This is a genomic window from Paenibacillus sp. FSL F4-0236, assembly GCF_038000135.1.
Lineage (GTDB): Bacteria > Bacillota > Bacilli > Paenibacillales > Paenibacillaceae > Paenibacillus_AQ.
On sequence record NZ_JBBOBK010000001.1, the window covers coordinates 4,656,973 to 4,671,980 of the forward strand.

A 15,008-nucleotide genomic window follows, 5' to 3' on the forward strand; every position below is an offset into this window, starting at 1 on the left:
ATTTTAGTCACAGAGGAAACCGCTTTCAATTTCACTTTTTTTACATCACTTTCACTTTATTTACTTATTTTGAATTCCGATAATCCTGTGGAGATAAACCCATCTTGCGTTTGAAGAATGTTGTAAAGTAGGATGGTGATTCAAAACCGACCCGGATGGCGATTTCATTTAATTTCAGAGTTGTATTCTTCATCAGCTGCAGAGCAACATGCAGCTTCGTCGACTGGATATACTCTAATAAATTTTGTCCTGTCGTCTGTTTATAATAACGAGATAAATAGGACGGATTAAGATGCACCTCTGCAGCAATTGAGGTAAGCGATAGATCCCCAGATAGGTTCTCCTGCACAAATTGGTGAATTTGTTCGATGATTAGCGTCTTGAAATCTTCCTGCTCGATTCCTCCAGCTTTGTGCATCGTATCCTCAAGTTGACTTAGTTTCTCAAGGTCTAAGATAAGCATGTGCTGACCTAATAAAGCTCTCTTAAGAATCATAGAGCGCACTGCTTCAACTTGAAGATGGATTGATTCCCAATGGTTAAGTAAATCCCCCGATATTCCGAATGAAACGCAGACACTTAGCAGCTCATCACACTCATTCTGTACAGGCTCTAATATCCCTCTCATATAAGCAACGATTCCAGGCCAATTCACCCCTTGATCTGGATAGCCACTACGAAAGCGATTCAGCAATCCTTCATCTGGTTGAAGCAGCCATATGAATACACGATCATCATAAATCACTTCTTCACATGCAATAGATGTAGGCAGGTGATCATGGAAAATACGCTGAACAGACGGAGGCATTTTAAATTTAGGATCATCTAGTCGATCCAAGATACCAACAAGAAAGAACGAAGGACGATCTAATGCAATGCCGAACTCTACATCCTTGTAACGTACATTATTGAGTATAGAAGTAATAGACTCCCCGCTCAGCACCCGCTCCATCAGCTCTTTCTTTAGGAAGGAACTAGCGATTTGATAGTGCATTTGTGCCTTCTCCAATTGAAGTCTACGACGGTTCTCCTCGTCTAGCTTGTCGACTGCTGCCTTCACAGCTTCGAAAATAGGTTCAATTCCTTCCGTTTTCAGAATGTAATTGTCCACATTCTTACGAATCGCTTCGTATACATAATCAAATTCACTGTATCCTGTAAGGAAAATCACTCGGCATAATGGCCAATAATAGACGATTTCGTCCACGAGCTGGAGACCATTCTTCTGAGGCATACGAATATCGCTAACCAAAATATCCAATTTCGTTTTCTTAGCAATTTCAAGAGCTTCGCTTGAGGAGTAAGCTTTTCGTATATCCAGTTCAAATTCTGAGTTATCCTGAAACAGTTGGACTAATCCATTCACAATCACAGGCTCGTCATCTACGATTAGTAATCTATACATAATCACACTTCCTTACTCTCATATTTAACTATCAGTTCTACCCTCAATCCTCCGTATTTGCTGCGTGAGACAAACAAGCCACTATCTGGTCCGTACTTCAATTGGAGTCTATTATTAACGTTGATTAATCCCGTCTTCTCAACTTGTTTCAGACCCATCGCAAGTTTCTTCTGCAAGTACTCTATTTCCTCATCTTTTAAAAGATTACCGTTATCTTCAATTGTGATAATTACTATTCCCTCTTCGCATTCGGCACCAATATAGACAACCCCTTGTCGGGAGTCGTCTTCGAAAGCATGCTCGAAAACATTCTCAACAATCGGCTGAATAATCAGCCTCGGTACTAAAATCGCGTTCGCCAAAACGGGTATTTCTTCATATTCGAAAGAAATACGATTCGAGAAGCGAATACACTGAATTTCACAATAATCAAGCGCATGCTGATACTCCTTAAAGAAAGCCACCTCGTCCGATCCACTTCTTGTGATGTATTGGTAGTAGCTCCCTAGCTTTTGTGAGAGCTCAGCCGCACTATCGGAATCTCCTACTTTACACATCATGTAAATATTAAAGAAGCTGTTATAGAGAAAATGCGGGTTAATCTGTGACTGCAATTGCTTCAACTGCGAATGCTGCAGGGCAATCTTCTGTTCATAATTCTCCTCAATAGAACGCTTAAGTCTAGAAGCCATGCGATTAAAACTATTAAATATATAGTAAAACTCATCTTTGGTCTTTGACTCGATGACTAAATCAAGATTATCCGTTTCTACCATACGGAATGTCTTAACCAATTTGGATAAGGGCCTATGAATCATTAGATTTACCGAATAAGAATAAAGTATCATTACCACAATAGCGATGACGAAAGAGGCATATAGTAGTGTATTAAATTGGCTTAAGGGCCTTGTGATTTCATTCTGATTCACGTACATAATCAAGGATAGATTCAAAGAACTGATAAAGTTATGGGCAATAAAGTAACTTTTACCGTTCACCTTGTTTATTTCTGGGATATCGGAATTAAACTGATCCTGTTTGGTGATGAGCCTAAGGACCTCAGTAGATACTAACTGATCGTCTGTAGTAGATAGAATATTGCCCAGCTCATTACTTCCCAAAAATACCTCCGATTCTTGATATAAGGTTGCGATTTGATTTAGTGCCTCCAATAGCTTACCTTTTGAGATTTCAATATACGACCAAAGCTCCGCATTATCTCCTGTTTCTATAAGGAAAATCGCATCACCGCTCCGATAGAATGAAGGCTTCTGCTTAACCTTAAGTAACGAGGAAATTTTCTCGTACTCCATATTAGGAATGGCCGTGACCCCCGTCTTACCAGAGATCGTTTTGCCCAGAGACTTAATATATACCCCGGCGTTAACCACATATTCGCTTGAGGCAATGATCCGATTCAATAGATCTTCAGCATTACCGATTAATTCTACCTCTTCATACTTTTCTAAACTTTCGCCTCGGAAACTAAGCTTCTGTATGTTTTTATCTTCTTGAAATTGTAATTGTTGATTGCGGATGAAATATATCTCTTTATCCAGTTGCTTGGAATAGAATGACGCCCCAGCCAGGGATGAGTCCAAAATCGTATTTTTGGTGAATGACATCCCCTTATAATTCACCCAAATATTCATCGAAATGAGCGGAATCAAAAAGACGATAAATACGATGACAACTTTCTGATAGACGAACCATTTTACTTTTCCCGTAGCCAGCAGCTTCATTCTCTACCTCCGTATCTACTCATTTTGAGCCCTTAAAGCTATAAAAAAGACCCGTAAAGTAGTCCTTTCCTCAAGGGAGGATTTTACGGGTAATGACTATTCTTTTAATTATAGATAGACTATCATCACGTCATGCTAAGAAGACTTTCATCCCATCATAGGAAATGATGAAATTCTCCTCTGCTGTATTCTTAACTAAAGTATCATGCAACTCTGCGCTGTAGTGAGAGAAATGAGTCAGAATAAATGATGTACTAGTATCACAACTATTTTGGTCAAGCAAACGTTCTCTTACAATCCGACAACCGGAGATCCCCATATGATAATCATATCTATCCTCTAGCCCATAATTACAATCCAGACTAACAACGTCCAGGTGCTTATCACGTAGATAATTGAAGGTTTCATCACTGAATATACCACTATCATTGCCGTATAAGAATCTTGTGTTATTCTGCTCAAGTAGATAGATAAAGCTATGTTCATCCGGCTTGTGATGGGCTGGCAATGCGGTTACTGTCACTTCTCCTAGAGTGAAGGGCATGAAAGGTTGTATGATATGAAACTCGTAAAAAGGATCTTCAATCGTATCGGTTCCATAATCATAGCGAAGAGCTGACTTCATCGTTTCTTCTACCGTTTCATTTCCGTAAATATGCAGTTTTTTTCCACTCTCCTGCAGCTGACAATACCAATGTTCATGCCTCATCATGAGCTCTGCTGCTGCAAAATGATCCGTATGCGAATGCGTAACAATCAAATGATTAACTTTCCCCAAATCCAATTTGTAACGAAGCTTATTCATATACATGTCAGGTGAGAAATCCAGCAGCAAATCAGAGTTAATAAGCGCTCCTGTACGAGCGCGAATATTCTTGCCACCAAGCTCCATCGCCATAGAGCAACGTTCACATTGACAAAATAAAGCTGGATAACCCTCGCTTGCTCCAGTTCCTAAATACATAAATTCCATGGTATCATCTCCCAGCGCATTTTATGATAGCGCTTACTAATTAGTAAAAAAAAGATATATGCTAAATAGTGTCGCTGGCGCTACATTACGAATAATGAGTGAAAATCCCATTTTCGTCAAGGTTCACTTCGTTGGGAGTTGGGTAGCAAGTGAAGAAGGTTATGAAACGAGTAGCCATAGACCAAAAATAAAGAGCAAGGCTCCTCCAATAACAGGAGGAGCCTTGCTCCGTTGACTTTTATCCTATGGGTGTTGAGTGCCGGGACAGCACCCTTATCATTACGATATATTAATTACTTCGTTTAAATCTTCGAGCTAACACAAATCCCACAAGAACTAGACCTCCACCTACTAAGTAAATAGGAAGTGCACTGTCTTCTCCCGTTTTCGGAAGCTCTGTTGGTTTACTGCTGTTATCCCCTGGTTCTTTCACTGTACCTGTCGGTACTTCCTCGACATCAATCTCGATCTCGATCTCTTCTTCATTTCCATTCTTATCTGTCACAATGATCGTGAACTTGTCTTTGCCAATGAAGCCTGGATCTGGTGTATAAATCCACTTGCCATCCTTAGTAATTGTCACCTTACCATGATCTGGCTTTTCACCGACACTCGGCACGCCCCCAAGTGGGATTTCACCTTCAAGAGGAACTTCCTCATCTGTAGTCAGTTTCTCTACAGGTGGCGTCACCTTCGGAACTATAGGCGTGCTAGTTGGCACCGCCGTAATAGTTGGTGTTGCTGTTGGTGCTACCGTTGGTGTCGCCACCACAGGTGTTGCGGATGGAGTAGCCGTAACGATTACTCCCGGTATTGACGTCGGGGTCGACACAGGGAAAATTGGATTGTCTGGCGTCGACGTAGGTGTTACTGTCGACACAGGTGTTTCCGTCGGTGTTGCTGTCGGCGTTGCCGTCGGTGTTGTTGTTGGTGTTGCTGTCGGCGTCGGTGTTGCTGTCGGCGTCGGCGTTGCTGTCGGCGTCGGTGTGACCGTTGGCGCCGGTGTTACTGTCGGAGCGGGTGTTGCTGTTGGTGTTGGAACTTTATTCTTCACCTCAAGACTTACCCCTGTCGTCAAGGCAATAGTCACTTCATGTGGTGTTTGATCAAGTACATAACCCACAGGTGCTGTTTTCTCAATCACTACATATTTCCCACCGGTTAGCTTGGTAAATTCGAGTATCCCATTTATATCTGTAGTACCGTCCTTTATCCAGATCTTATCGTTGTCAACAACGCGATATAGATCAAATGTAGCTCCACTTAGTAGCTTTGCAGGATTACTAAAGTCTATCTTCGTAATGGTCAGGGGTCCTCTTACACCACTTCCTGTTCCAGAACCGCTGGAAAGCTTAACTGTAATTTCCTTGGTACTTTCATTTGTTATTACCTTGACGTTCTTACCATCAAAACTAACTTTATTGGTTACTTTATCATTGTTCTGTGCTGTAATCAGGGAGTCATATTTCAGAATATAAGCCTCCGAAATATCCTTTAGGAAACTAAGCTCAAAGCTTTCCTTTCCATTGCTGTCCGCAGTAATCTCCAGCTTATAATCCGTATCTTTGATCAACTCTTGATTGGTTGGTGTTATAGTCCCATCAGCTTTAACAGTCGTTTTATAGACATGAAAAGTATTAGACAGTAGGATCTGATTATCACTCGGAATATCTGTAATTACTGCTTCTTTTACAAAAGATTGGTTACGGTTGATGTTAACTGTCCAATGTATTTTATTGCCGTCCTGATCGCCGCCTTTATTAACGTATTCCCCACCTTGTGGAATACTAACAGTGGCTTCCAGTTTTGCGGATTCTTCTTTCGTACCGTCATACAATATGGCTGTATTTTTAATTTCATTTGAATCAATCGCTTGATCAGCGAATGTAGTTTTGAAAGTGACGTAGAACGCATAATTAATGGTTTTATTAAATGTCACCTTCAGCTCATTACCATTTAGCTTCACATTATAATCAGCGGAATTCACGTTAGCTTGAGGAGAAGGATCACCATTCTTCCCATATTCCCATTTATAAACTTTTACAGAATCCACGTTGACGACTTGCCCAGCCGAAATGGTATCTACCAATTGTGCTTGGCTTAACGTTTTCTGATTATAATTGGCACCAATATTCCAGGTGATCTCTTTTGTTACAGCATTGTAGGACCCACTCTTTTTCCCATTTTTTTTAACTTCATCTCTTGGATTAAAGGTTGAGGTCGCTTCTTTATGCTTTGGCTCCTGTACCCCATTCACCGTTTCTTTCCAATCGAGTGCACCTTTATTTGAAAATTGCGTTTTGCCCGAAGCCAGCCAATCATAGTTAAAGCTTGTTGTATAAGTAATAGTATAAGGCTCATTAATTGAACCATTAAAAGTAATTACAAACCCATCGTCCACTGCAGGTGGATTATGATCATTGTATACAACAGTATGAACGGTAGCAGTTCCACCTTTGGTCGGTTTAACCTTTAATGTGCCAGGAATTAGCTTTAATCCCGCGTTGCCAAAAGTATCGGTCACCACTAAATTTTCCATAGTCTTGCTGTCATCGTTAATTTGAATCGTCCAATCAATAGTCTTTGTCGCATAATTAACATTGCTATAGTTCTTATGAAGAATTTGCTGTTTAATATCGCGATTTCCAGTTTCTGATTTTCCATCATAAGTAATCTTGTTCGTAATTTGGCCATCATCAAATACACGGCCATTTGCTTTTGTCTGATATTCAATTCGGTAAGCAGAACTTAAATCATTGTTGAATTTCAGATCAAAACCATTTAACCCCGTTGCAGTTGTTGGCGTCACCGTATATTCGCTTGAAGCAAGTTCTGCGCCTTTGATCCCTTTACCATTGCTGTCAATCGTTACCGGATAGACTTTGACAGAGGTAGGGATTAAATCTTGGGAGTTGTTAAACATATCCTTTAAGATAGCATTTGCCGCTAAAATTGTTTTTTCATTGTAATTGAAATTAACAGCCCAAGAAATCGTCTGAGTTGCCGCATCGTATCCAGTGGACTCTTTCGACAGCGGCTTGCCGCGCCCAACTGTAACTGTAGTACTAGCTTTCTTAGAAATCCCGCCATCCCCAGTTAGAATAGCCTCATTATAGAACGATGCTGCATCTATACCTGAACCGGTAATATCTGTATAAAATTGAACTCGATAGGCCTTGGTAATCGGGTTATCCGTAAATTTAAGTTTAAGCTCACCTGAAGAGGAGGCGGATACATCATACTTGCCGCTATTCACCAAACTACCAAGACTTGCAGTCCCATCGACATTCACGTCAAGCTCATAAACAGCAATAGATACGGTATTTAAAGACAATCCCAAAGGAAGCTTGTCTGTAACCTCTGCATTGTAAACACTATCCAGAACCTTGTTTACATCAACCGTCCAAGCAATGCTTGTTGGGTTATAATACTGCGGTTTCGGTGAACCGTTTTTTTCTATCGTAGAGCTAACCTTTGGCTTAAAATTAAGCTCAATGGTCTGAGTTCCTCCCTGAATAGGGAATGTTATTGTCTGCTTAGCAGAGCCTGTAATCTTTTTGGAGCTCAGTAGCGACCTTACTGTAAAGGTGCCGCCCACTTGATCATGGGATTCAATATATTTGTTAAATGTGAATACAACTTTATTGGTATTTTTGTCAACCGTATAAGTCCCTACAGGCTCATCGTCAAAAATGAGATTACCATTCAGATCATTATAAAGTTCAAACTGTGTTGGAAGATCAAACGTAAAGGTAGAACCCTCCTTATACCCATGCCCATCTGAAATTGCCCATGTATAGTTTAATTCCGAATAGGAATCAAGCTGATATACGCTTTCCGTAACCGTATTTGTGTATTTATCATCGGTGTATACTGCAAGCGAAACACTAGTAATGAGATTATCTCCAATCACAGTACCATTTCCACTCGCATATGCTGGCGTATTGAACCCGAAGCCAAAGCTATAAGCCCACTGCGTCACAAGTAATAATACTATGAGCCATGCGCTTATTTTCTTTTTTGATAACATTATTAAAATGCCTCCTTTTCAATTCGTTTATTGTGCTTTCCCAAGTTCTATACTTTGGATCTTGTGCTCTTATGCTCTAATGCTCCGCAGTGACCTCCTTGATTTTTTCTCCTTCTACTAATCGCCATGCTTACATCTATTGTAAATAATGCATCTATACATAATCTGAACAGAGTCCTGTACAAGTCTTTTCCATACTTTTTCTTCCAAATAAAAAAACAGGGATATGCGATGGAAACTCGCATATCCCTGTCGTATCTCATGTATTCTCTTCTAGATCTTAATAGTAAGCGTAATACTACTTAAAAAATAAAAAATACAATGTACATTTTATATACTTGCGTGGTCACGTTTGGTGTAAGTTTTACGCTTCTCTAGAAGCTTGTTAAGCGCATCAATATAAGCACGGGCACTCGCTTCCAGAATATCGGTGCTAAGTCCACGGCCCTGTGCAGCAACTTCACCCTGCGACAGTACTACATGAACCTCGCCCTGTGCATCTTTACCACGGGAGACGGATTTAATGGAATAGTCCCCAAGGGTAACTTCCTCACCCGTGGCTTTATCAATTGCATTGTAGATGGCATCTACAGAACCATTGCCTTCTGCCTCTGCTACAATAGGCTCCGCTTCCGGACCATCGATAATCACCTTAGCAGTTGGAACAGCTTTATTACCGTAAGTAACGTAAATCGTCTGAAGTCTGAATACTTCTGGCGTATCAATTAGTTTCTCTTCAATTAATGCCAAAATATCTTCATCCGACACTTCTTTTTTCTTATCCGCCAAGTCCTTAAACCTTGAAAAAGCTGTATTAAGCTCTTCTTCAGATAAAACATACCCTAGATCACTTAACTTATCGCGGAAAGCATGGCGTCCAGAGTGCTTACCAAGTACCAGTTTGCTCTCTTTAAGTCCAATGGTCTCCGGTGTCATGATCTCATAAGTGGTTTTCTCTTTCAGCATTCCGTCCTGGTGAATACCCGATTCATGAGCAAATGCATTAGCTCCTACAATCGCCTTATTCCCTGGGACTACCATACCTGTCAACTTGCTGACCAAGCGACTTGTGCGAGAAATCTCGGACAAAGTTAAGGAAGTTTTTGCGCCAAAGAATTCAGCACGTGTCTCCAGCGCCAATGCCACTTCTTCAATCGCTGTGTTCCCGGCACGTTCACCAATACCGTTGATCGTTCCTTCGATCTGATCTGCACCATTCTGAATCGCAGCCAGTGTATTTGCTGTAGCCATGCCAAGATCGTTATGACAATGGGCACTAAGCTGTACGCGTTCAATATCAGGCACATTCTCTTTTAGATATTTAAAGATAGCTCCGTACTCCGAAGGATTCAAATAGCCTACTGTATCCGGGATATTGACAACATTCGCGCCTTCCCGGATAGCCATACCGACCATTTCAGCCATGAAATCATACTCCGTACGGCCCGCGTCTTCTAATGAAAACTCGAGCTTAGGAAAATATTTCTTAGCGTATCGGATAGCAGACTGTGCAGTTTCCAACACCTGAGCCTTATCCATCCGTAGCTTATGCTGGCGGTGAATAGGAGATGTAGCTAGAAAAATATGAATACAAGGGTCCTGCGCTCCCTGTAGTGCTTCTTTTACAGCATCAATATCTGTCTCTCTAGAACGAGAAAGGCCGATTACCGTGACGTTCTTCACAGCTCTTGCCACCGCATTAACAGAAGCTAGATCACCTGGAGAAGCTGCAGGAAAACCCGCTTCCATGCGATCAATTCCCAGCTTCTCTAACTGGTAAGCGATCTCCACTTTCTCACGCGTGTTGAGGTTCACACCTGGTGACTGCTCTCCATCTCGCAGTGTCGTATCGAACACATAAATTTTCCGCATGCTAAGCACCTCCCAAAAATTGTGCTGAAACTCTCAAATGCGGCTCGCAAAGTCACGGCCGCATTTGAAGGTAATACTATTTAATCATAAGTATGATTATAATTATTTCTTAATCCAGTGCATCATTTCACGCAATTGGCTACCTACAACTTCTACTGGGTGAGCAGCTTCGTTGCGGCGAGTAGCGGTAAGGAAAGCACGTCCGGATTGGTTCTCAAGGATAAAGTCACGAGCGAATTTACCTTCTTGAATATCTGTCAGAACAGCTTTCATTGCTTTTTTAGTATCTTCAGTTACAATGCGTGGTCCAGTTACATAGTCACCGTATTCCGCAGTGTTACTGATGGAATCGCGCATGCTGGACAATCCGCCTTCGTATACCATGTCAACGATCAGTTTCAATTCGTGCAGACATTCGAAGTAAGCCATTTCAGGAGCATAGCCTGCTTCTGTCAAAGTTTCGAATCCAGCTTTGATCAGTGCGGATACACCACCACAAAGTACTGCTTGTTCGCCGAACAAGTCGGTTTCGGTTTCTTCGCGGAAAGAAGTTTCGATAACTCCTGCACGTGTACAACCAATACCTTTTGCATAAGCAAGACCGATTTCTTTCGCTTTACCTGTTGCATCTTGTTCGATTGCAATCAAGCCAGGAACGCCGAAGCCTTCAACATAAGTACGACGAACCATGTGACCTGGAGATTTTGGTGCTACGAGCAGCACGTCCGCATCTTTAGGAGCAACGATTTGTCCAAAGTGTACGTTAAATCCGTGGGAGAACATCAAAGCTGCGCCTTTTTTGAGGTTTGGTTCCACTTCATTTTTATATACGGATGCTTGAGTTTCATCTGGCATTAAGATTTGCACAACATCTGCACGGGATACTGCTTCAGCTACTGGCAATACTTCAAAACCGTCATTTTTCGCAGTTTCAAAAGATTTACCTTCACGAAGACCGATGACAACTTGAAGACCACTGTCACGTAGGTTTTGTGCTTGGGCATGTCCTTGGCTACCGTACCCGATTACCGCAATTGTCTTTCCTTTTAATACACTAAGTTCTGCATCCTGTTCATAGTACGTTGTAACTGCCATTGTCAATATCCTCCTTTAATTTGAGACCCATCATAAAGAGCGGGTGCTTCAAGAGAACTGGATTCGTCGATTAGATCAAGCTGCTCCTCAAGCTCCCGCTCTTTAGCGGGAATGTCATTCATATCATATCAGATTAATGCAATCAAGCAGTAATCCGTTAAAGTCGCAAAATAAACTATTTAAGAGTTGCCACGTACCATAGCCGTAACACCTGTGCGAGACAGCTCTCTGATTCCATAAGGCTTCAAGAGCTCGATCATCGCGTCAATCTTCTGTGTCTCCCCAACTACCTGCACCAGTATAGTGGTGCTGCCGATATCGACAACTGAAGCACGGAAAGTCTCAACTACACCCAAAATTTCCGGACGCTCACTTGGATCAGCATTCACTTTAATCAGAGCCAGCTCGCGTGCAACCATTGGCTTAGCTCCAAGATCAACAACTTTGATAACATCAATTAGCTTATAGAGCTGCTTCTCGATTTGTTCAAGGGTATGCTGGTCGCCAAGAGTAACGATAACCATCCGGGATAATCCAACCTCTTCGGACTGGCCGACTGTAATACTCTCAATATTAAATCCACGGCGACCGAACAAGCCTGACACCCGTTGAAGCACACCTGGCTGGTCATTTACGAGTACAGAAATCGTATGTCTTGTCACTGTTATTCATCCCCCATCAGCATATGATCGATGGTTGAACCTTGAGTTACCATCGGGTAGACATTCTCGTCTTTTGGAACAACGAATTCTACCAATACTGGACCCGGTGTTTCCAGAGCTTTCTGCCATGCATCACGTGCTTCTTCCTTATTCGTCGCCCGTAGACCTTTTACACCATAGGCCTCAGCCAGCTTAACGAAATCCGGACTACCTGCAAGGTCTGTATAGCTATAACGTTTGTCATAGATAAGATTCTGCCATTGGCGAACCATTCCAAGCACTTGATTATTAATAACAACGATTTTGACAGGTATATTGTTAATCGCACAAATCGCCAGCTCTTGGGAACACATTTGCATACCGCCATCCCCGTTAATCGATACTACCAACCGTTCAGGATGTGCCATTTGCGCACCGATAGCTGATGGGAATCCGAAGCCCATCGTTCCAAGACCACCTGAAGTAATCCATGAACGCGGATGATTGAACTTGTAATATTGTGCTGCCCACATCTGATGCTGGCCAACGTCCGTAGTAACAATCGCTTCACCATTAGTGGTGTCATTAATCATTTCAATAACCCATTGTGGTTTAAGCTCTGTCTCCGAATCTTTATACCGAAGTGGCTGATCAAGCTTCGACTGCGCGATATGCGTTCTCCAAGCATCAGCCTTAGATGCACGGCCAACCTCAGGAATCAGCATTTCCAGTACAGTTTTTACATCTCCAACGATCGGAATATCAGGCGATACATTTTTTCCGATTTCTGCAGGATCGATATCGATATGCACGATCTTGGCTTTTGGCGCGAAGCCGTCCAGCCTACCCGTAACACGGTCATCGAAGCGGGCACCGATATTAATGAGCAAATCACATTGCTGAATCGCATTGTTTGCGGTATATGTGCCATGCATACCTGGCATTCCCATCCAAAGCTCTTCAGCACTTGGGAAGGCTCCAAGTCCCAGCAAGGTTGTAGTTATTGGAATCTCTGTCCGTTTCACGAATTCGAACATAGCCTCATGTGCTCCAGAGTAGATAACTCCACCACCTGCAATGATAATCGGACGTTCAGCAACCTCAATCGCACGAACCAGTTTATCAAGCTGCAGTTTGTTTGGAACTGTACAAGGGTTGTAGCCACGAAGATTTACGGTCTTCACTGGTGTGAACAACGTCTTTGCTGCCGACACATCTTTCGGTATATCGATCAATACTGGACCTTTACGACCGGTATTCGCCACATGGAAAGCTTCATGTATTACGCGAGGGAGATCCTCAACATCTCTTACAAAGTAGCTGTGTTTAGTGATTGGCATCGTGATTCCGGTAATGTCTGCTTCCTGGAAAGCATCTGTACCGATCAGGCTTGAGAAAACGTTACCTGTGATTACGACCAATGGAGTGGAGTCCATATATGCTGTAGCAATACCTGTTACAAGGTTTGTTGCGCCAGGACCCGAGGTTGCGATACACACCCCTGGTTTGCCACTTGCTCTAGCATAACCGTCAGCTGCATGAATCGCTCCTTGCTCATGACGTGTTAACACGTGATTGAAATCCGTAAAGCCGTACAATGCATCATAAATGTACAATACAGCTCCACCTGGATATCCGAATACTGTGTCTACACCCTCCAATACAAGGCTGCGGAGTAGTATTTCCGAACCGGTAATAACTTCCGGCTCCATCCATTTTTCTTTTAGCTGCTCTGTAGACCGTAATTCCGGTATTTGCGCGCTCATCAGTATTCCTCCTCCGATATTTAACATTCATTATGCAAATGACGGACCGTCCTCTATACATCAGCAAATAGTTATTTATAAAACAAAAAAACCTTCCGCCTCCCACGCACAGTATTAGCGCGTGAGGGACGAAAGGTTGATCTTCCGTGGTACCACCCATGTTTGCATTACATCTCGCGATGCAACGCCTTATCAGGTATACAAAAATCCATCGATGTAGGCAAGGGCCCTAATCTCTGTAACCTGAAGTCCGTAACGCGGACTAAACGATTCCCCCTAATAATTCCACCACTCTAGCCAGTGGACCTTTCAGGGAAACAGCTCCGAGGTGAGCTCGTATATAAGGGATTTCGGTGGAGGTTGCAGCAAATCCTCACACTCTCTGAGCAAAAGAGCCCTTAAAACTTCGTCCTCATCATTGCCGATACATGTATGTTCGTTAAAATGTTTAGACACATTATATGATTCCTATCACGGATAGTCAATACCCTTATTTTTAAAATCGTCACAACTCCTGCTTCTACCCTCTCGGAACGCCTGCCCCTCTCCCAACATATGATGTACGACAATGCGTGGAAAGGGGACGCTCTATGATTCGTTATCGTCGACCGAAGCAGGATGACGTTGTTATTTTTGATTTAATCGAGCGACAGCTCGTTCCATTATCTCATCTGCCGCAAACTGAAATCACTAAAATCAAAAAGGATTTACCCCGTCGTCTAGGACACGGAATCACACTTGTCACCTGTCCCGACTATGAAAGCGATCCAAACGGGTTTGTCCATTTCTTGCTGCATGGTGATTTACTCTACATCGATATGCTAGCCATTGCACCAGATGCTCGGCGAAAACACTTGGGAAATATGCTTATGGATCGGGCAGAAAGATTTGCACTTTCTCGCGGTTGTCATCGTTCTAAGGTATCTGTCGATCTAGGGAATGCAGCAGCGCTAGCCTTTTATCGAAAATTGGGCTACAGCGTAGCCCGTTATCAATCACTAAGTTTTTGTTACGAGCTTGAGAAACGATTCTCCTAGCCAAAGCAGCACTTATCGGAACTCAAAAGAATCCAAAAGGTGAATATGGTGTGCCTCCGTACCCATAACCTCCATAAGGAGTTCCATATCCGTAACCGCCACCATAAGGTGTAGCTCCACCATAGCCTCCTCCATAGCCACCGCCATAACCTCCACCATAAGCATAAGGGGCAGTACCAATGGCGAGCAAATCAAACAACACTAATGGAATGATTGCTTTAGTTTGTACTTTTTTACCACTTACACGTTGCAAAATAAGACGATTTCCTGATACACGAAGGAGCTTTCCTGTAACCTGTGTGCCATCTTTTTTCACAGCGATGATCTGTTTACCTATGAGCCTCATAACCTGCTTTTTCGTAACTGGCTTAGTCATAATATCCCCTCCAAAAAGTTTTGCATGCCTCTGATTCCCACCATCTTCAAAACAGTTTATTCGCACAAAAG

Annotated in this window: 10 protein-coding genes; 1 reads left to right on the plus strand and 9 read right to left on the minus strand. The window is 42.5% G+C overall.

Going from position 1 to position 15,008, the window contains the following annotated elements; genetic code table 11:
• Window positions 1-64: 64 nt before the first annotated feature.
• The 8 genes from NSQ29_RS20860 to ilvB form a co-directional block, all read right to left on the minus strand.
• Window positions 65-1,405: a response regulator transcription factor gene (locus NSQ29_RS20860; RefSeq protein WP_341125984.1), complete on the minus strand. Its 1,341-nt coding sequence runs from the start codon at window positions 1,403-1,405 to the stop codon at window positions 65-67.
• Window positions 1,406-1,407: 2 nt separating this feature from the next.
• Window positions 1,408-3,147 carry a sensor histidine kinase gene (locus NSQ29_RS20865; RefSeq protein WP_341125985.1) on the minus strand — a complete coding sequence of 580 codons (1,740 nt, stop codon included), beginning with the start codon at window positions 3,145-3,147 and terminating at the stop codon, window positions 1,408-1,410.
• Between the two features lie 130 nt (window positions 3,148-3,277).
• On the minus strand, window positions 3,278-4,120 hold the full coding sequence (locus NSQ29_RS20870; RefSeq protein ID WP_042125099.1) for an MBL fold metallo-hydrolase: 843 nt from the start codon (window positions 4,118-4,120) through the stop codon (window positions 3,278-3,280).
• A 289-nt stretch (window positions 4,121-4,409) separates the two neighbouring features.
• Entirely contained in the window at window positions 4,410-8,150 is a 3,741-nt protein-coding gene (locus tag NSQ29_RS20875; RefSeq protein ID WP_341125986.1) for a collagen binding domain-containing protein, read from the minus strand.
• 330 nt (window positions 8,151-8,480) lie between these two features.
• Window positions 8,481-10,022 (minus strand): 2-isopropylmalate synthase, encoded by a 1,542-nt coding sequence (locus NSQ29_RS20880; RefSeq protein WP_341125987.1) that lies wholly within the window; start codon window positions 10,020-10,022, stop codon window positions 8,481-8,483.
• Between the two features lie 102 nt (window positions 10,023-10,124).
• The gene (gene ilvC, locus NSQ29_RS20885; RefSeq protein ID WP_036679485.1) at window positions 10,125-11,117 is read right to left on the minus strand and encodes a ketol-acid reductoisomerase; all 993 of its coding nucleotides are present in this window, start codon (window positions 11,115-11,117) and stop codon (window positions 10,125-10,127) included.
• 179 nt (window positions 11,118-11,296) lie between these two features.
• Window positions 11,297-11,785 carry an acetolactate synthase small subunit gene (gene ilvN, locus NSQ29_RS20890; RefSeq protein WP_170880323.1) on the minus strand — a complete coding sequence of 163 codons (489 nt, stop codon included), beginning with the start codon at window positions 11,783-11,785 and terminating at the stop codon, window positions 11,297-11,299.
• Window positions 11,782-13,524: a biosynthetic-type acetolactate synthase large subunit gene (gene ilvB, locus NSQ29_RS20895; RefSeq protein ID WP_042125091.1), complete on the minus strand. Its 1,743-nt coding sequence runs from the start codon at window positions 13,522-13,524 to the stop codon at window positions 11,782-11,784. Before ilvB ends, ilvN begins: the two co-directional genes overlap by 4 nt.
• Window positions 13,525-14,114: 590 nt before the next feature.
• On the opposite strand from ilvB, the gene NSQ29_RS20900 reads away from it, so the two are divergent.
• Window positions 14,115-14,561 (plus strand): GNAT family N-acetyltransferase, encoded by a 447-nt coding sequence (locus tag NSQ29_RS20900; RefSeq protein WP_042125089.1) that lies wholly within the window; start codon window positions 14,115-14,117, stop codon window positions 14,559-14,561.
• Window positions 14,562-14,583: 22 nt separating this feature from the next.
• Here NSQ29_RS20900 and NSQ29_RS20905 read toward each other — a convergent pair whose 3' ends face one another.
• Window positions 14,584-14,937: a hypothetical protein gene (locus NSQ29_RS20905; protein ID WP_042125087.1), complete on the minus strand. Its 354-nt coding sequence runs from the start codon at window positions 14,935-14,937 to the stop codon at window positions 14,584-14,586.
• Window positions 14,938-15,008: the final 71 nt, after the last annotated feature.

Coding starts and splice junctions, on each gene's coding strand:
- NSQ29_RS20860 (WP_341125984.1), bottom strand. CDS start 1,405: ATGTATAGATTACTAATCGTAGATGACGAGCCTGTGATTGTGAATGGA.
- NSQ29_RS20865 (WP_341125985.1), bottom strand. CDS start 3,147: ATGAAGCTGCTGGCTACGGGAAAAGTAAAATGGTTCGTCTATCAGAAA.
- NSQ29_RS20870 (WP_042125099.1), bottom strand. CDS start 4,120: ATGGAATTTATGTATTTAGGAACTGGAGCAAGCGAGGGTTATCCAGCT.
- NSQ29_RS20875 (WP_341125986.1), bottom strand. CDS start 8,150: ATGTTATCAAAAAAGAAAATAAGCGCATGGCTCATAGTATTATTACTT.
- NSQ29_RS20880 (WP_341125987.1), bottom strand. CDS start 10,022: ATGCGGAAAATTTATGTGTTCGATACGACACTGCGAGATGGAGAGCAG.
- ilvC (WP_036679485.1), bottom strand. CDS start 11,117: ATGGCAGTTACAACGTACTATGAACAGGATGCAGAACTTAGTGTATTA.
- ilvB (WP_042125091.1), bottom strand. CDS start 13,524: ATGAGCGCGCAAATACCGGAATTACGGTCTACAGAGCAGCTAAAAGAA.
- NSQ29_RS20900 (WP_042125089.1), top strand. CDS start 14,115: ATGATTCGTTATCGTCGACCGAAGCAGGATGACGTTGTTATTTTTGAT.
- NSQ29_RS20905 (WP_042125087.1), bottom strand. CDS start 14,937: ATGACTAAGCCAGTTACGAAAAAGCAGGTTATGAGGCTCATAGGTAAA.